General features: G+C 62.7%; 17 protein-coding genes. 1 reads left to right on the plus strand and 16 read right to left on the minus strand.

Annotation, left to right across the window (positions count from 1 at the left end; translation table 11 throughout):
• Positions 1-8: 8 nt before the first annotated feature.
• The 16 genes from DD235_RS12725 to rpoN all read right to left on the minus strand — a co-directional run bounded on the left by DD235_RS12725 (position 9) and on the right by rpoN (position 17,278).
• Positions 9-2,225 carry a pilus assembly protein TadG-related protein gene (locus DD235_RS12725; RefSeq protein WP_109062471.1) on the minus strand — a complete coding sequence of 739 codons (2,217 nt, stop codon included), beginning with the start codon at positions 2,223-2,225 and terminating at the stop codon, positions 9-11.
• Complete coding sequence (locus DD235_RS12730) at positions 2,203-2,619, minus strand: DUF3613 domain-containing protein (protein ID WP_109062472.1); 417 nt, start codon at positions 2,617-2,619, stop codon at positions 2,203-2,205. The genes DD235_RS12725 and DD235_RS12730 overlap by 23 nt, the downstream gene beginning before the upstream one ends.
• Before the next feature lie 24 nt (positions 2,620-2,643).
• On the minus strand, positions 2,644-3,540 hold the full coding sequence (locus DD235_RS12735; RefSeq protein WP_109062473.1) for a tetratricopeptide repeat protein: 897 nt from the start codon (positions 3,538-3,540) through the stop codon (positions 2,644-2,646).
• Positions 3,541-4,533, minus strand: a complete 993-nt coding sequence (locus DD235_RS12740; protein WP_109062474.1) for a type II secretion system F family protein — start codon at positions 4,531-4,533, stop codon at positions 3,541-3,543. It lies immediately after the preceding gene.
• A 2-nt stretch (positions 4,534-4,535) separates the two neighbouring features.
• Positions 4,536-5,477 (minus strand): type II secretion system F family protein, encoded by a 942-nt coding sequence (locus tag DD235_RS12745; RefSeq protein WP_109062475.1) that lies wholly within the window; start codon positions 5,475-5,477, stop codon positions 4,536-4,538.
• Positions 5,477-6,832 (minus strand): TadA family conjugal transfer-associated ATPase, encoded by a 1,356-nt coding sequence (locus tag DD235_RS12750; RefSeq protein ID WP_109062476.1) that lies wholly within the window; start codon positions 6,830-6,832, stop codon positions 5,477-5,479. Before DD235_RS12750 ends, DD235_RS12745 begins: the two co-directional genes overlap by 1 nt.
• Before the next feature lie 22 nt (positions 6,833-6,854).
• On the minus strand, positions 6,855-8,129 hold the full coding sequence (locus DD235_RS12755) for a CpaE/TadZ family protein (RefSeq protein WP_109062477.1): 1,275 nt from the start codon (positions 8,127-8,129) through the stop codon (positions 6,855-6,857).
• A gap of 31 nt (positions 8,130-8,160) precedes the next feature.
• Entirely contained in the window at positions 8,161-9,507 is a 1,347-nt protein-coding gene (locus DD235_RS12760; protein WP_109062478.1) for a type II and III secretion system protein family protein, read from the minus strand.
• 15 nt (positions 9,508-9,522) lie between these two features.
• A complete protein-coding gene (gene cpaB / locus DD235_RS12765) occupies positions 9,523-10,491 on the minus strand; it encodes a Flp pilus assembly protein CpaB (RefSeq protein ID WP_109062479.1) in 969 nt (322 codons plus the stop codon).
• Entirely contained in the window at positions 10,488-11,018 is a 531-nt protein-coding gene (locus DD235_RS16830) for a TadE/TadG family type IV pilus assembly protein (RefSeq protein WP_162300492.1), read from the minus strand. Before DD235_RS16830 ends, cpaB begins: the two co-directional genes overlap by 4 nt.
• A complete protein-coding gene (locus DD235_RS12775; RefSeq protein WP_109062480.1) occupies positions 11,015-11,587 on the minus strand; it encodes a TadE/TadG family type IV pilus assembly protein in 573 nt (190 codons plus the stop codon). The genes DD235_RS16830 and DD235_RS12775 overlap by 4 nt, the downstream gene beginning before the upstream one ends.
• A complete protein-coding gene (locus DD235_RS12780) occupies positions 11,584-12,084 on the minus strand; it encodes a prepilin peptidase (RefSeq protein ID WP_109062481.1) in 501 nt (166 codons plus the stop codon). Before DD235_RS12780 ends, DD235_RS12775 begins: the two co-directional genes overlap by 4 nt.
• An 85-nt stretch (positions 12,085-12,169) precedes the next feature.
• Positions 12,170-12,352 (minus strand): Flp family type IVb pilin, encoded by a 183-nt coding sequence (locus DD235_RS12785; RefSeq protein ID WP_420810465.1) that lies wholly within the window; start codon positions 12,350-12,352, stop codon positions 12,170-12,172.
• Positions 12,353-12,564: 212 nt separating this feature from the next.
• The gene (locus DD235_RS12790) at positions 12,565-13,881 is read right to left on the minus strand and encodes a collagen-like triple helix repeat-containing protein (protein WP_109062483.1); all 1,317 of its coding nucleotides are present in this window, start codon (positions 13,879-13,881) and stop codon (positions 12,565-12,567) included.
• A gap of 323 nt (positions 13,882-14,204) precedes the next feature.
• Positions 14,205-15,893, minus strand: coding sequence for a ShlB/FhaC/HecB family hemolysin secretion/activation protein (locus DD235_RS12795; protein WP_109062546.1), 1,689 nt, complete (start codon positions 15,891-15,893; stop codon positions 14,205-14,207).
• Between the two features lie 56 nt (positions 15,894-15,949).
• Positions 15,950-17,278, minus strand: a complete 1,329-nt coding sequence (rpoN, locus tag DD235_RS12800) for an RNA polymerase factor sigma-54 (RefSeq protein ID WP_109062484.1) — start codon at positions 17,276-17,278, stop codon at positions 15,950-15,952.
• Between the two features lie 135 nt (positions 17,279-17,413).
• Here rpoN and DD235_RS12805 point away from each other — a divergent pair, with 135 nt between their 5' ends.
• Entirely contained in the window at positions 17,414-17,716 is a 303-nt protein-coding gene (locus tag DD235_RS12805; protein ID WP_109062485.1) for a (2Fe-2S)-binding protein, read from the plus strand.
• Positions 17,717-17,863: the final 147 nt, after the last annotated feature.

Raw genomic sequence — 17,863 nt, forward strand, 5'->3', positions numbered from 1 at the left:
CATTTTTGTCAGTGCACGAGTTGCGCGCGTGGGCGACCGCACTCGAGGGAGATCAATTCGGTGCGGACCTGACCCAGGTTGATGCCGAGGTTCGCAAGCAGGTTCGACAGCGTCTGGCCCAGGGCATCAAGGGGCGCGCGCAGGATGTCGAGTACGATCTGCAGCAACAAGGGCACGCCGGTCTGGCTGTTTGTTTTCTGCAGCACGCTGTTGAGCTTGTCGACACAGCCGGATGCCGTGCCGGCATAAGGTGGCAGCCCGCTCAGTGTGGCTCCCGCGCATGTGTCCGTTGGCAGCAAGACGCCCAGCAGGTCACCCAACAGGTCGCCGACAAGGTTCAGGAGGTCAAGTCTGAGCAGGTTATCGACGATATTGCCGATCAGCCCGTTAAATCCTGTCTCGATTTTGCGCAGAGCCTTGGCCTCAACGGCTTTCCGGCACGCAAATCCCTGGCCGTTGAATGGGCCGGAGGCGGGGTTGCAGTTTTCTGCGGCCAGAGTTTCGTTCCATATCTGCTGTGCTCCAGGCCGGGTGCCGGAGCCATTGGCCGGGGTTTTGCCTGCCAGGCTGGACAGCAGTTCGTCTGTTAGACTGGCCAGGGTCGTGCCGATGGCCAGTGCATTGCCGTTTGCCGGCACATCTGCGGTCTCGCCTGCTGCCAGGGTAACGGTCGAGACATCTTCCAGTGCGATGCCTGATATGGATGTGTTGAGTGACAGCAGATTGTGGCCCAGCAGCCGCAGCCGCAGCAGCTCCTTGCTATCCAGCGGGGTGCGACAACTGAAGCTGGTCGAGAAAGCGTCGCTGGCGCTGATGTTGCCGATGCAGGCATTGGCCAGGCTGGCCTGGACGGTGATCCGGGCGAGCGCCTGGCCTTGCTCATCGTATTCTTCGCACAGGCTGTCGAGCGTACCGTGACCGGTGACGAGTTCCAGTCCGATCGGGATGTGTACGCCCAGGTCGAGCAGTCCTGCCGGGACCATGCCGCCGCCGGTTGTCGAGCAATTGCCGAGGCTGGCGCAGAGTTCGACGAAGGCGCGGATCTGGGCTCCATAGGCCGTCGTACCGGCTCCGCCTATACCGATAGAGGGAGGCTCGACGATACCGATCTTGACGGAGCCACGCAGTACGCCCAACAGGTTGAGTTCGGCAGGCACATCGATTGCCCTTTCCCTCGTTGCAAAGGCCAGCACGCTGTCGACGATGCTGCCCAGCGATATCCTGGTATTCAGGGCGGCATTCGGATCGTCTGCGTTGATGTGGGCGAACAGGCCGCGCGGGCCATTGGCGAGGCTGCCAAGCTGAATGACGGGGTCGGCGACGACCAGCGCATCGATCAGGCTTTCCAGCAGGGAGAGCTGGACGGTTGTCAACTCGGTACCGGGCGCAGGATTCGAGCCTCCGTTGCGGGCGAGTTCCAGTGCGGCGCGCAGCAGTTCGGCACCGCCGACCCGAGCTACGCTATCGAGTGCCAACAGTTCGTTCAGGCTGGCGACGGTCAGGTCGGCGGGCAGGTCGACGCCCAGGGTCTGTAGCAGGCCTGCCGGTGTCAGCATGACATTGGCCAGGCCGTTGCGATCGGCAACGGTGGTGCCACGCAGATCTGCACCGATACTGGCCAGCAGGTTGGTGAGCAGGCCGTCGTCCAGGGCCAGCAACTGTGGGCTGACACTGAAGGCCGCCAGGGGTTCGCCAGGCTCGAGGCGGGCGATGGCTTTTGCCTGGAGGGCAGCTGTCTGCATCAGCGGTACGAAAGCAGGGATGTTGCTGCGTAGCGATACATAGATGGCCTGACCGGGGGCGTTGTCCGTCGGGCTGAAGTGCAGCGCTTGCTGGGCCGGATCAACTGCAGTGGCGGGCGCGGTCGGATCCCATACGCCGCAGGCAATATCGGTTTCGACTTCACTGGCGTTCTGCAGGGCGGGTTGAGCCGCCAGGGTTGCCTGGGCGGTTTCGATTGCTGCAGCGCAATTGCCCGGCCAGGCCGGACGTAACATTTGCACGCCGCTCAGTGCGGCCATATCGGCTGCGTTCTGGAGTTCCCGCTTCATATAGAACAGGTAGGCAAGGTGTGCCGTGCCGAGCAGGACCAGGCCCACCAGGATCGAGGCTGCAGCCGGCAGCAGGACTGAACCGCGCTGGTATCCATGGTGTGCATTGCCCGTGCGGGCAGGCCGTGGCGAAATCCTCATGGCGCAGGGCTCAGTCTTTTTCGAGCCGCTCATCGAACCATTCCGGCAGTGGCTGGCGGAAACTGTCCAGATAGCGTTGCCAACTCAGTTGTGCCGTGGCACCCAGAATGGGCAGGTGAGACCCTGGCCGGTCGGGGTTGGCTTGCGCAGCCAGCAGGCGTCGTGTCGTTTCCCCGATGGCGGGAGAACGCCCCGATGCTGCCGGCGTGCTGGCCGAGTCGGGCTGTGCGGTGTCTGCAGTCTGCCCCGGCGCGACGATCCTGCGCACCACGGGACGCTCGGGTGTACTGGCGCTGGATGTGGCCGAAGACCCTGTGCCCGCTTGATCGGTGGGTTGTGCATACACATGCGGTACGCCGGAGAGACCGAGCCAGATCGTTGCCAGCAGGGCAGTCTCCGGTAGTCTTGAAAGGAGGGGGCAAGTCATGTCTGTTCTCCTGGGGCAAGGCGGTCAGGGGGATGGGCGGGAGAGGCGTTCGAGCAGCGATCCCAGGGCCAGGCCCGTGTCCTGAGGGGCTATGGACGACCGGGCCGCTTCTCTGGATGCAGTGACTGGCCGGCTGGTATCGGGCGCAGTTGGCGTGTCGGTGGATGTCACGGTGGCGATGGCAGTGGCGCTACTCATCATCTGGCCCAGGCGTGCTGCCGTGTCCTGGATATGTTGGCGCGTATCTTCGGCCAGTCCGGCTTGATCCATCAGTCGGCCAGCGGCCGCAGGGTCGTTCTGCATGAGCAGTAATATGGCCATGTTGCTGAGAAATACGGGATTGTCCGGGGCCAGTTCGGCCGCCTGTCCCAAAGGCAGACGGGCACCTGCAGGATCACCTGCTGCCAGCCGGGCATAGCCCAGGTCATTGAGCATCTCCGGATTGGCAGGCTCCATGCCGGTCGCACGCTCCAGATGCTCGATGGCCTGGATCAGGTCACCATTGCCGGCAGCCAGCAAACCCAGTCCATGCCAGCCTTGGGCAGCCAGCGGTGTACGCAGCAAGGCCTGGTAGGCCTGTGTGCTGGGTGCGATCTGCCCGGTGCGGCGCAGCGATTCGGCTTCCAGCGCTGTCAGTTCAGGTGTGCGGCCGAACCGGGCCTGGTGCACATTGATATAGGCCAGTGCCGCAAAATAGCGGCCCTGCTGCTGGTTCTCCCGGATCAGGCGCACCAGCATGGCGGGCGTATCCTGGGCCTGCCGACGGGCTTCGTCGAATTCGTGCTGGCGCATCTGCGCCTGTTGTGCCTGTTGTTCCTGCATGAACTGCCAGGCACTGTCGGCCTGCGACATGCTGCAACCGGACAGGAATATGCCGAGCAGGCCTGAAAGCAGGAGGGTATTCGGCAATCGGACTGTCATTTACTGACCTCCTGTGACACGGGCCAGCCCGCGGATGATGGCAATGAAGCCGGCACCACCCGTGACAATGATGAGTGCGGGCATGAGCGTCAGCACCATGACGGCCGTCATCTTGACGGTCTGGTGACCGATTTTTTCCTTCAGGTCGAGCTTGCGCTGTTCACGCAGGCGGGCACTGAATCGTGTCAGAGGTTCCTGGACCGCTCCACCATGTTGATCGACCTGCGCAATCAGGCGGCACAGGGCGGACAGGTCGTCGTTGCCGAAGGCACTGCCGAGTCGTTGCAATGATTGTTCACGGGTGCGGCCATGGCTGTACTGGTTCAGCGCCAGTTGCAGTTCTCGACTCAACACCGGCATGGCAGGTGCAAAATCCTCGACGATGACATGCAGACTCTGATCCATCGACAGGCCGACGCCCTGCAGCAGCCGCAATCCGTCTATCAGCAAGGGGAGTTCCCGGCTGACGGCGGCGCGTCGCGCCTGCACATGACGCAGCAGTAGCCATTTGGGCAGCATCCAGCCCAGAGCAAAGCAGGCGAACAGCAGGGCGGTCTGGCCCAGTATCGCGCTGCCGACCAGGGTGACACGCCCTGCCGCCAGCCAGGAAAACAGTGGCAGACCCAGCGCCAGCAAGGTCCGTCCGAAAACGAACAGTGCCTTGGTGCGCGCGGGATGATCAAAGCCGCCCTGTTCGAGCAATTGTCTGTCTTCGCGCGGCAATAACAGATCGCCAAAACGGCTGCGTGCCCAGCGTCCGCCCAGTGTCGTAACGGTTTCCATGAAATAGGCGAAGCGCGACTGCGGCGCGGCCTTGGATGTTGCTGCCGACCGTGTTTGCCGATGGCTGTCCAGGGTGCGATCCATAACCCGCTCCAGTCGCCATTGTCGCCATTGCCTGTGCAGCAGCCCCAGGCCTGCCAGCAACAGGGCAATGGCCAGGCAGGCGACAGCCAGCGCAGCGAGCAGGGTGGGATTGTTCAGGAAGTCCATGTTTATCTTTCGTCCTGAATGGCGCTGGCCAGGCGATATAGCCAACATGTGCCGGCGATTTGAAGGAAGGCTGCCAGCAGCAGCAATTTGCCGCCCAGTGCGTCATGCCACATGTTCATGAACAGCGTGCCGTTGACGATGACGGTGTAGGCGGCAATCGCCAGGGGCAGAATCGCCAGTATCCAGGCCGACAGGCGTGTTTCCGCCGAGAGTGCCCGCATTTCGTGTCGAGCCTGGTGCAGATCGCGCATGAACAGGGCCATTCTTTCCAGAACCTGATCGCTGCGGCCACCGTATCGCAGCGCAATGCCGATGATGGCGGCGACCAGATACAGTTCATGCATCCGGTACTGCCCGGCTACCTGTTTGCTGGCGCTGTCCAGATCCTTGCCGGAGCGCACCAGACTGTCGATGCGATCGAGCGCATCGCGCAGTGGTGGTTCGACCGTGCGCAGTGCTGACTGGAATGCAGCTCCCAGGCTGTTGCCGATCGTCAGCAGCCGTACCATGGATTCCAGGAAATCAGGGAGCTGGGCGGCCATGCGCTGGCGACGGATGGCGGCGCGGCGCCACAACAGCAGCAACTGGATGCCGAACAGCAGCAGGCCCAGCAAGAGTCCGGACAGGGGATGGACGAGCAGGCTGACGACAAGGGCCAGCAGCAATGGTACGCCGTCCAGCATGATGTAGAACCGCAGGCTGGGGCGTTGACCCGCCTGCAGTAACAGGCTTTGCCAGAATGTGGGGCCGGCCGGCAAGCGCAGAGGTGCTGCGCTTCCTGGAGGCGCAGCATGCGCATGAGGGTGCCGTTGCTGTAGTTGCTGGTCAATGAAGCGTGCGCTGGCATCGCTGGACTGCTGGGCAGCACCCATGCGCCACAGCCAGAGTGCGGCTGCAAGCAATAGCAAAATGAGGCTGGCGATCAGCAGCAGGGCGGGTGTCATCAGGATCTCCTGAACCAGAACCCTCCCGACTCCGGCGGGGGTGTGCCGGTGTCGGGATCGCGCAGTGCGTGGCGTACGGGGGCCAGCTTGGGCGTGTGTGGCTGGATGCCCAGGCTGTGCCAGCGCTCGAGTTCTGCCCCATCGGCATCCAGGACGGTTTCATGGCGATACAGCTCCTGCGTGGCAATGATTCCGTCACCCACGCCGGTGATTTCCGTGAGCGAGAGGATGCGTCGCTTGCCGTTGGACATGCGACCGATCTGGATGATGAAATCGACGGCGCTGGCAATTTGCCGCCGCAGACTGTCCTCGCTGCCCTGGAAGCCGGCAAAGCCTGCCAGCATCTCGATCCGATACAGGCATTCGCGTGGCGAGTTGGCATGGATCGTGGCCATCGAACCGTCGTGGCCTGTGTTCATCGCCTGCAGCATATCCATGACTTCGGCACCGCGTACTTCGCCTACGATCACCCGGTCAGGACGCATGCGCAGGCTGTTGCGGATCAGGTCGCGGATGGAGACAATGCCGGTGCCATCGAAGCCCCCCTGGCGCGACTCCAGACGTACCACGTGCGGGTGGTTGAGGGCCAGTTCGGCAGTATCCTCGACCGTGATGATCCGCTCGCGTTGGGGAATGCAGAAGGCCAGCGCATTGAGCAGGGATGTTTTGCCCGAACTGGTGCCGCCGGAGATGATGATGTTGCATCGTTGTTCCACGGCAAGGCGCAGAAAGCGCAGGATCTGCTCGTCGAATGTCCCCAGTGCCAGCAGATCTTCCGGTTTGAGCGGATCGCGCCGAAATTTCCGGATCGAGACCATGGGGCCGTCGACGGCCAGGGGTTCAATGATGGCGTTGAGCCGCCCGCCGTCGGGCAGGCGGGCATCTACCATGGGGCAGGATTCGTCCAGCCTGCGCCCCAATGGGGCGAGGATGCGTCGCACGATGCGCAGCACATGGGCATTGTCGTTGAAAGCCAGCGGCTCCTCTTCCAGTATGCCCTGGCGCGACACGAACACGTGGTCATAGCCATTGATCAGGATGTCTTCCACGCCGGGATCCGACAGCAGGTCTTCGAGCGGCCCGAACCCCGACAGCTCCTTGGTCAGGACGTCCGTGATGCGACGCTGCTCCATTTCGTTGATCGGCAGGCGCTTGAGCCGGGTGAAGGCCGCCACTTCGATGGCAACGAATTCTCCGATGGCCTCGCGCGACCAGCGCCCGAACTCTGCCCCCAGCTCTTCGATCCGTTCGAGCAGGTGCTCGTGCGCGGCCGCCTTGACCCGAAGGTAAGGCTGAGCGTCGTCGGAACGACGGCTTTCGTCGGGACTGAAGGGGGTGTTGGCAGCATGGATCATGGCAGTTCCTGGGGGCAGAGCATCAGGGGCGTGGGGAGGTGCGGCGTGTGCCTGGCAAGAGAGTGCTGAACCAGCTGCTGCGGGGCGCATCGCTGCGCGGCAGGTCTATGGTCTGGTCAATCAGGCTGTCCATGCTGCGCAGATAGGGGTCGCGTTCCGCGGTTTCGAACAGCAGCTTGCCCTGACTGGCTCCGGACATGAGCGCCAGGGTCCGGTCAGGCAGGGTGGCGTAGACCGACAGCCCGAATTTTTCGGCAATCTGAGCAGCCTCCATGCCGTAACGTTCGTCGTACCGGTTGACCAGCAGGCGGAGCGTATGGCGTGGCACATGCAGGTGTTCCAACTCATCCAGCCGATCTGCCAGAGAGACCAGGGCTCCGATACTTTGATCCGTGACCAGCCAGGTGGCGGCGGCCGAACGCGCCAGTGCGCTGGCAAAGTCCGGATTGACCAGCCCGCCGGCATCGATCAGCACACACCCGTAGTACTGTTGCAGGCTGGCGTACAGCAACAATGATTCTTCCTGCGAGATGCGACGCATGCGCTCCAGATCCCGTGGCAGTGACAGCACGCTCAGGCCGCTGGCTGTGCGGGGCAGGGCGGCGTCCAGCAACGTATCGTCCAGCCTGCGCAGGTTGCGGACCGCTTCAGTGAAGTCGAATGTATCCGGTAGTCCCAGATGCAGCAGACAATCGCCGACAGGGGTGCCCAGATCCAGCAGGCAGACGCGGTGCTCCATGTCAGTTTCAGGCCGCGACGGGTCGTTGCCCTGTCCTTTTTGGGCCAGGCGGGTCTGCAGGGACGTTGCCATATGGACGGCCAGGGTGCTGGTGCCGACGCCAGGCCGTACGCCGAGCAACAGGATACTGTTGGCACTGTTCTTGGCAGCCTGTCGCGCGGTCAGATGCGGGCACAGCAACTGTTCGAGGATATGGCGCAACTCGTCGGCGCAACTTGGATCGGCAAATTCGCTGACGCCTGCGCGCAGGGCCGTGATGACACTGTCGGGATGGGCCTGCGAGCCCAGGGCGATCCGCGGCAGATCAGGCTGTGCCAGCGCCAGCTTGCGGGCCTGTTCTGCGCTCTGTCGCAGCTTGTCGGGCTGCTCGGGATCCGGCATGAAGTCCAGCAGCAGTGCGTCCATGTTGCCGGGTTTCTCGGCCAACCGGGCACCTACATCCCGCGTGCTCAGGATGACGCCCAGATCGCCGATCACGGTATTCAGGTGAGCCTGCAGTGCGTCGTTGTCGGCATACAGCAGGAACCGGTAGGGGGCAGACTGCAGATTGTCGGGCACGGTGAATCTTCCTCTCGATAAACGGTATCTGTCAGCGTGAGAATCCGGGCATGACCTGGGAACTGCCTGCGCCCAGCAGGTACTGTCCCCACGCATTGCCGATGGTGTCCGGCGGATCGCGATCCTGTCCCGGCAGCGGGATGGGGACATTGCGCGCGATAGGTCGCACCAGGCGTGGCGTGACCACGATGACCAGTTCCATTTCCGTCTGGTTGTAGCGCATGCTTCGGAAAAAGGCGCCGATGACAGGCAGATCGCCCAGAAACGGCAGCTTGTTGACATTCGCAATGGTCTGGCGAGAGACCAGCCCGCTGATGATGAAGCTTTCTCCATGTCCGAGCTCGATCGTGGTATCGGCCCGACGTGTGCGCAATGCCGGCAGCAGCATGCGGTCATCTCCACTGGAGAGCTGGATGGCGTTGGTGTAGTCGAGCTCACTGGCCTCGGGCGCAACCTTGAGGAAAATGCGGTCGCCGGACAGGACGGTCGGGCTGACGGTCAGGCCGATACCGAACGGTTTGTATTCGACCGTCTGTGTACCGAGGCCGGCCGAGGTCGGGATCGGGATTTCGCCGCCGGACAGGAAGCTGGCACTCTGGCCCGACAGGGCGACCAGGGTGGGTTCGGCCAGGACGCGGGCCAGGCTGTTGGCCTGCAGCAGATCCAGTTCTGCCCGGAAGTGCCTTGATCCACCGAAGATGACTTTGAAACCATCCATCAGTGTCCGGCTGGCACTGTTGGACTGGCCGACCCGGCCTGCGAATGACCAGCTTCCCCCAGCACGGCCACCCGACCAGTCAATGCCGACCTCTTTCATCACGGAACTATTGAGTTCGACCACTTTGACTTCGACCTGGACCATGCCACCGACATCGATGACGGATGCATCGACCGTCTGGCTGGCTCCCTGGGTCGCGGCCAATGCCTGCTGGTGATCCGGCAACGATGCCGAGGTGCCGCTCAGGACGGCACCCTGGCCGGCGATGGCGACCTGTGCCCGAGTTTCCGGCCCTGCTGGTAGCGCCTGTTCGATTTCGTTGGCGACATGGATACGCCACTGTTCAGGCTGGGCCTGGCCGCGCAGCCAGACCTGGAGCCGTGTCGTGCCCGGTTGGCCTGCAATCAGCATGACGGCCCCATTGCGGTCGCCAGCCGGCGGCAGAATGCGTACATCGGCGATTTCCGGGCTGTCGACGGCGATGCGTACCGGTGTGCCGGACAAGGGCAGGGCTTGCTGGCCGCGTGCAGGCAGGCGGATTTCCTGCATGGGCCGGACGGCCGTGGTATCCGGCAGAGCGGATTGCGCAGCGACTGGCCATGGCAATGATGCGAGGCAGGTTAGCAGGATTGCGATCAGGCGGGCCGGAGTAGGCTGCATGGGAGGGTTCCTGTCTCAGTAATGTACGGTTTCACGCTGTCCCGCGCGGATGATTTCCAGGGAGCGGGACGCAGTCGATGTGGGCGTGGGCCGGGTTTGCTCCTGCTGGCGCGGAGCAGGCTGTTGTGGGTTGCCGGCCAGTTGTGGCAGGCTTTCGCCTGCATAGGCCTGGTTGTTGGGGCTGTCCAGGGCTGTACGCTCCTGGGGAGACAGGTTGCTGCGCCCGCTCAGTACCGGATTGCGTGGCGCGAATAACTCCGTGTCAGGCAGAGCGGTGTCGTCGGGGGCTCTCAGAACCAGCTGCAGTTTGCCGTTGCGGGTGGCCAACAGGAGCTCATTGACCTGTCCTACAGGAACGGCCAGGATGGCCGAGCGGATGGCTGCCGGCTGGGCAGTGCCTCGTGCCGTTGTCGTGGTGCTGGATGCCGGTGCGGGTTCGGGGGTTTCCAGTGTCTGCTGTCCATAGGCCAGGACCCGCAAGCGGGGCATCAGCAGGCGGGATTGCGTATGCGAGACCTCGTGGCTGCGGTTGAGCGTGATGAACACATCGACATGATCGCCAGGCAGGATATGCCGGCCGGCACCGACAATGTCGTCGATGGGGATGGTCAAGGCGCGTTCATCCGGTGCCAGGTGGTGGGCCAGGCCGCGTTTCAGGGAGGAGGCCAGCAAGGGCTCTCCGGTTGCATGCGGATGGCGCATGCTGGCACCGATCAGTGTGGCAGGATCATCGAAAGCCTGTACAGGGCGGGTTGGCCAGTATTCGACGCGCAGGTCAGTCGCTGTCAGGACCTGACCGGCATCAATGGTACGGGCGGCCAGCACGACGGGATAAAGGACTGGAGCCGGCGCATCCTGCGTGTTTTCCAGCGCAGGTTGTGGCGCAGGCGTTGCCGGGTTGCGTGCCAGATGTAGTGCCCACAGCCCCAGCAGCAACGCCAGCAGGACCAGGATCACGGCAAGGATTCGGTGCAGTCGACTCATGATGGCAGGCAGGCTCCATGCGGGGTCAGGACAACGGTGCTGCGGGCACGCAGGGTGGCCGGAGCCAGATCATCGATACCGATCATGCCGGCAGCCTGTGCTGCAGTGTGTATGGGAGGCCAGCGACGGCTGTCGAAGGCCATATCCAGGCGCAATCGTTGCGGCTTTGGTGTGGTGCTGGCGGTGGCTGAGTAGCCGTCAGGACATTCGATGGCAGCCATTTGCGTAGAGCAGATGGCTGCCCTGGAGAACCAGCCTGCCGCGTTGACGGCGGTTTCGCATCCACGTGCCAGGACGGCAGGTGAGGGGCATGGGCCGGCCTGCCCTGCATTCTCAGCGTATTCACAGTGCAGCAGGATGCTGCGTGCGCCTTCTCCCGCTGCAAACGCGAGGGTCTGCTGTACCCACAGGATCGAACCGAAGGCAATGACGCCAAACAGCAGCGCCAGTATCAGGACAAGCACCAGGGCAAACTCCATGGCGGCAATGCCACGCTGGGCGAACAGGCCAGATGGTGTGTGTTTCATGTGGCTGCCCCCGTTTCCGCGAGGATGCGGACACGACTTTCGAGCGTGTCCGGCAGCAGCGAGATACCGAACAGGCGTCCCAGTCCCAATTCCGGCACGATCGGGTGGCGGCTGTAGGGGTAAAGGATCAGGACTTCGACCTCGTTTTCGGCCAGAGGGACTGCACCACAGCTTGGCGAGGTTGGGCCGGCCAGGGGGCCGCTGCGGTTGCAGACATGAATCTGCAGTCCGTCGGGGCCCGTGCTGCGCAGCAGCCAGGCCAGGTGACTGAGGCTGCAGTTTCTGGCGCGCTCTGCGCGCAATTCGAGGGGGGCTGTGGTCTGCGTGGTGGCCAGCCCGCGCCATGCCGTGCAACTTGCCTCACGATCCGGCTCATTGTCCGGCCACCAGCGCAACAGGGTACGGGCCCCTTCCTGCGCCGCCATGTTGAGGCTTTGCTGGGCGGTATAGATCATGCCGAACGACAGCATGGTGTAGATGGCAAGAAACAACAGCGGAAAGACCAGCGCATATTCCAGGGCATAGTTGCCCGACTGGTACTGTGCTGGAAGGGAGGCGTGTCTTGTCATGAGATGCGTCCCCAATGCCACCAGGCACTCCACAGCAAGGCGGCTGCGGCCAGATAGCCGGCGTATGGGATACCGCGCCGGGTGATGGCATAACGCACGGGCAATACTGCCTCGCGTCGCAGCAGCATGACCTGGGTCAGCGCATGCAGCGCACCCGGTATGCTCCCCAGCATCAGGATGATCAGCCAGTTTTCAAGGCCGGTGAGCCATCCCAGCGTAGCAAGGAACTTGATGTCACCCGCACCCATCAGATGGGCACGCCAGAGTGGCCAGAACACCAGCAGCGACAATGCCATGGCCAAGCCACCCGACAGCGCCGAGGCACCGTCGCCGGCAGGTGCCAGCCAACCTGCCCGATTGCCCAGCAGCCAGAGGCTCTGGAACGCGAGCGCGAACAGCAGCAGCCGGTTGGATACCCGGCGGTGCCGCAGATCTTCCAGGATGACGAGCAGGGCAAACAGCACGAATGCGCCCCACCAGGCCAGGCTGCTGGTCATGGGTACTCCGGTGCAGGTTGAGTCAGGCGCAGGGAGTCAGGTCAATGCGCCTGCCGGGCTGAGAAAATGACGGATGCAAAAAATGTCATCCCTCGCCGTCGCCTTCCCCGGTGATGGCTGCGCTGATGTCTTCGAATACGCCCCGGATATCAGTGCCCAGGGCGGTCAGGGCCGCAATGATCACGACAGCGATCAGGCCGGCAATCAGGCCATATTCGATGGCGGTGGCACCTTGCTCATCGTGCCAGAACTGTTTGAGTGTATTCATGATGCTGCTCTCCTTCTGGGGGTCAAAGGGTGCTGCAGGCGCTACGTGAACAACGGGAAACAGTCGGTGGTGAAACAGTGCATCTTTTTTTATTTAATGTCGGGTCAGATTACTAAAACATTGCAGGCCTTGCAATATGTTTCGACATTTGAAAAGACCAGCCCGGACAACGCCAGGCTGGTCTTCCAGATACAGCCAGGAGGGGGAGGATGTCAACGATTGAGAATGCCCAGTCCACCGCCGAGCAATCCTCCCAGGCCGCCCGTCGTGCCTTCCTGCGCATTGGTGCCCGTGAGTCCGCCTGTCAGACCATCGCTCAGGCCCTGGGCCAGCCCCGAGGTCAAGCCAGCGACGCCGTTGGTGACATGTCCGAGCGTGGCACCGAGCGGGTTGCCTGCCTGTGCGTGATCCGGGTTCAGGATGCCACCGGCGCTGGCAACGCCTGCGCCGACCTGCTGGACCAGATGACCGACACCGCCGACAGGCAGGGCCTGATCGAGTTGGCTGCCTACGGTCCCGAGGGCATCGCCCAGGCTACCGAGTACCTGGTCTGCGGGCAGCGCCAGACCAGTGGCGGCACCGACTTGCTGTGTCAGCCCGACCACGGCCATGCCGGCAGGTACGGCGGCTTGGTCAAGCACGGCACCGGTGTTGCCGAGTACGCTGCCCAGATTGAGTGGTACCAGATTGTCCAGGGCCGCGCCGGTATTGCCCAGGGCTGGCTCCAGGATGGCGATGGTCTGGCCTGGAGGCATCAGCGTGGTAGTGATGTTTTGCAGGGGAGCCGCCAGGGGTTGCAACAGGCCGCCATCGGCAACCAGCGCACTGGCCAGTGCATCCAGGGCTCCGGTGGCATGACCCAGTGTCGTGGCCAGTGGCATGCCCTGGTCCGGCGTGGCATGCAGCAGGCCACCCAGACTGGCAACTGTATCGCCCAAGCCGGTCAGCAAGCCCTCAGCTCCACTGTCGAGGTTCAGGGGCAGACCACTGGTTCCAAGAGCCTGGCCGGTCTGTCCCAGCAGGTTACCGGTCTGGCCGAGAGCATCATTGATCGGGGCTCCCAGGCCGGTCTCGGCCCCGATGCGTTGCGTAAGTTGAGTCAGCGGGGACAGTACAGGCTCGATCAGGGGGTCGATCGAGTTGCCGAGGTCGCCGAGTGGTCCGCCCAGGCCGGTCCCTGTCAGATTGTCTGCAACAGTCCCGGTATTGCCCAACAGGGTTTCCACAGCTCCTGCCTGTGGCGACCCGACACCGAAGTCGGGTGTGGCACCGTTATCGGTACCACCGCCGGGATTGCCGCCACCGTTGTTGTTACCACCGTTGCCATTGCCCGGAGGCGTACCGCCACCATTGCCGTCCGGCAGTGTCGGTGTCGGCGTACCCGTGCCGGGATTGGTCGGGGTGGGGCTGCTGTTGTCCCTTGATCCCGAACTGGCGCAGCCAGCCAGCGCGAAGGCCGCAAGCAGCAGGCTGCCAGCCAGGGTTTTACGGAAAATGGGAGCAAGGCTGGGGGATGCGATGCGCGACATGACGGTCTCCTTGGAAAGGTGTGCAGCAGTCAATGAGGGGGGTGCAGGGATCGAAGCAAATTCGATGCCAGTTCTACCCAGACCTGCTGTATTTCTTTTCAGGGGTGATAATATTTTTTTTAGTTGTTTGTTTTTTATGAGTTTTATTTTTTAAAAATTTGCTTTGTCGTGTCAGTCTCAGCGTCTGAAAACCATTTCAAGATCGTATCTGCGTTACGATTTGTGGTGGGTTTGAGGGAACGGGGGCGTAACCGTTACCTGAATCGGTAACGGTGGGTCGTAGCGAATCCTCTGCAGGCCGCACAGGGTACTGGCGGTCGAGCCTACTGGTAGAACAGCGAGTAGTTCGCGTTGAAGCGGGGGCGACGATCATCCCGGCCGATTGGGCGATCCCCCACGGGTTGGGCGATATTGATATCGAGCAGGTAGCGGCGGTCATCGGTCAGTTTCATGCCCAGGGCAACCGAGGCCAGGCGGCGTGGCTCCAGTACACGCCAGGCGGGTGCGTTGTACCAGGCGCGTGCGTGATCGAGGCGCAGATAGGGTTCGACGACCTTCAGGTAGTCCAGGTCGGCCACAAAGCGCCTGCGCAGGGTGGCTGCGATGCCATAGCCCTTGTCTCCGGCCAGTTCGCCCTGTGGGTATCCCAGGCCGTAGTTCCAGCTGCCGAAGGAGATCTGTTCGATGGAAGGGAGAATATCGTTGCTGTACTGGGCCGTACCGGCCAGTGTCAGTCCGAACTGTGCTGGCAGAACCCAGTTCTGCTCGGCCGACATGTGGTAGCGCTTGAAGTCGAGATCATGGGCAGGGGGCTCCAAGGTACCGGGTGCGCTGGAGGTCAGGGATTTGCTTGCGCCAAAGGCATCGAAACCCTGGTTCATCCCCAGGCGCAGATGATGGGATTGGGTGGCGGACTGTCCCTGGTAGCGCAATTCGACCCGGGCGACGCGCAGACGGTTTTTTTCCTCAAGCCAGAGGCGTCCGGACTCATGCGTATAGTCGTCCAGTGTCTGCACGCCATAAAAACCGGCACGCAGGTCGAGGCGGCGGGTATTGTCGAGCAGCAACGGATAGGTCAGACCGACATCGAGCCGCTCGTTATAGATTTTTCGCGTGTATCCCAGGCTTTCCAACTGTGCATCTTCAGGCTCGGCCTTGTAGTGATAGCCGCTGACCTCAAGGGCCAGCCCGTCGGCCCCGATCGGTACCGTGATTTCACCCTGGTAGTAGCGTACGCTGCGGCTTGCCGTGGGGATGGCGGCTGTCAGGCGAGTCTGCTCCCCAAGTGGCGTCAGGCTGTTGAGGTTGATCGATGCAATCCCCTGCATGTTGCCACCCAGATTGGTGACGCCGCCGGAGAGCGCGTATGCCTGATGGCTGACGTCAAGGACCAGGTCGGTGGCACCACTGGCCCGGCGCGGCATATCCAGCTTGGGGGTGATCCGGATGCCGGGGACGGCACGCATCAGGCCCAGCGTGCGCTCGAGTGTGCTGCGGGTGAGGGGTTTTTCGTCAACCAGGGCCTGTGCCAGCGTATCGAGGCGATCCACGGCGGGGTTGTCTTCGCCCTGGATCAGGACTTCACCGATGTAGCCTTCCACGACCGTGACCTTGACCAGGCCATCGGCAAAGTCCTGCTGCTGCAGCATGGCAAAGGACAGCAGGTAACCCTGTTGCTGGTACAGCTCGGTAATGCGATTGACCTCGCTGGCCAGTTCGGACACCGTGACGGTACGGCCGGCCAGGGGCTCCAGGATCGCGGAAATTTCTGCAAAGGGCAGGGTGCGGGCACCGCTGACATCAAAGTTCCGGATGGTCAGGCGCTGCGCCAGCAGGTTCTGAACGCCTTCCTGGCTGGGCGGTGGTGCCTGTGTGGCGGCAGGCGGGGGCTGGCTCGCCAGTTCGTTCGGTGCAGGAATTTCGATCCCGTCGAGCGGGTTGCCGCGCAGTGGTGCGGCCGCCTGGGCCTGATGGGTCGGCATGGCCAGCAAGATCCAGCCAGATGCCAACATGATGTATCGATAGGGATGCAACGTACGGCGGTCAGACTGGATCATGCGCAGATTCCTCAGGTGGGCGGCCTCTTGCGGGCCGAGGCGGGCGGGATCCGCAGTGCTTCGCGGTATTTGGCAACGGTGCGGCGGGCGATGGCGACGCCGCGAGCCGACAGCAGGTCGGCCAGTTGATTGTCGGAGACGGGCTTGTCGGGCGATTCTGCTGCGATGATCTCACGCAACAGGGCCTGCACGGCCGTGGCAGAGGTGGAGTCCTGAGTACCGTCCGCGCCTGCCAGCCGGGCACTGAAGAATTGCTTGAAATCGACCAGTCCGTGCGGCGTATGCATGTATTTCTGGGCGATGGCCCGCGATACAGTGGACTCGTGCATGTCGATGTCCTGAGCGATATCCTTCAGCGTCATGGCCTGCATGGCAGTGGGGCCTGTATCCAGGAAACCGGCTTGGCGCCGGACCACGGCCTGCCCGATTTTCAGCAGGGTGTCATAGCGCTGCCCGAGGCTGCGCAGCAGCCAGCGGGCCTGTTGCAACTGCTCGTGCATGGCGCTGTGTTCGCGGGCATCCTGAGCCTGAAGCAGGCTGGCGTATTGCTGGTTCAGACTGATGCGGGGCAGTGCGGCAGGATTGAGTTCTGCCTGCCAGCGGCCGCGGGCATCACGTGTGGCCAGAATGTCGGGGATGACATAGTCAGCAGCAGGCCGGGTCCAGTCGTGCCCGGGATGTGGTGACAAATGTGCGATCAGTTCGCAGGCATGCTGGATCGTGCCGGCGTCGAAAGGCAGCAGTGTGCGCAACTGGTTCAGTTTGCGCGCAGCGACCAGATCAAGATGCGACTGGCAGATGCTCAGGGCGCAGGTCACCACGGCCGGGTCATCTGCGTAGGGGAAGGCATGGGTATCCATGGCCTGCAGTTGCAGGACCAGGCATTCTTCCAGCGAACGCGCACCGATGCCGGGTGGATCGAAGGACTGCAGCAGGTGCAGGGCGGCTTCGAGTTCGGTCGTTTCGATGGCCAGCGTATCGGGCAGCCAGGTGCGGATATCGTCGAGCGTGTCGGGCAACCAGCCGCTATCGTCCAGTGCATCGATAAGGACCTGTACCAGTGCCTTGCGACGCTCGTCGGCTGGCTGGAACGTCAATTGTTCGAGCAGGTGGTCGCGCAGGGTGACCGGTGCCGCCTCTTCGAACACCATGTCATCGTCATAGGCCGGTGCTGCCGGGCCGGCATCGGCCAGTTCCAGCAGGGGGTTTTCGTCGGCCAGGCGGACCACCTCTTCGTGCAGCGCAAGCGTCGACAGTTGCAGCAGTCTCAGGGACTGCCGCAACTGCGGTGTCAGCGACAGGCGCTGGCCGAGCTGGAGCGAAACGGAAAGCTGGCTCATGGCGTGATCGCGGCGCGGAGATAAACGTCAGTTTGCATGCGGCATCTTAATAACACGGCTTGACGATTTGGGATAGCTGGACCGACATAATCATGCTATAAACGAGAACAAGTGAGATTTGCCTTTCTTTGATATATGTATATCTGTATCTGCAATGCCGTGACCGAACGGCAGGTTAATGCCAGTGTAGCGCGAGGGGCTCGGACCCTGTCCGACCTGCAGGCCGACCTGGGCGTTGCCACCTGCTGCGGTTGCTGTGCCGAGATGGCCGAAAGCTACCTGCCCTGTGCTTCGGCCTGCGCATGCGCGGGGGGCTGTTGTGACTGTGCAACGGCCATGCCGGTCGCACCTGTCGTCGAATCCGGCTCGTCCCGTGGTGAGCGTCTGCAGGATCGGCTGGGTTTTTCCCATGTCCTGGAGGCTGTTCCCGCCCTCTGATCGGCGGCAAGCCCGCATGGGCACACACCTGTCTTTGCAGTGCTTCGCAAAGGCAGAGTCATTCTCGTTTTCTCGTCGCTTACCGCTACGGCTTGTAAAGCCGTTTATCACCTGCATAGTCCGACTGTACCCTGTCCCGTTTGGATG

Origin of the sequence: Corticimicrobacter populi (genome assembly GCF_003123725.1) — a bacterium.
GTDB classification, from domain to species: domain Bacteria; phylum Pseudomonadota; class Gammaproteobacteria; order Burkholderiales; family Burkholderiaceae_B; genus Corticimicrobacter; species Corticimicrobacter populi.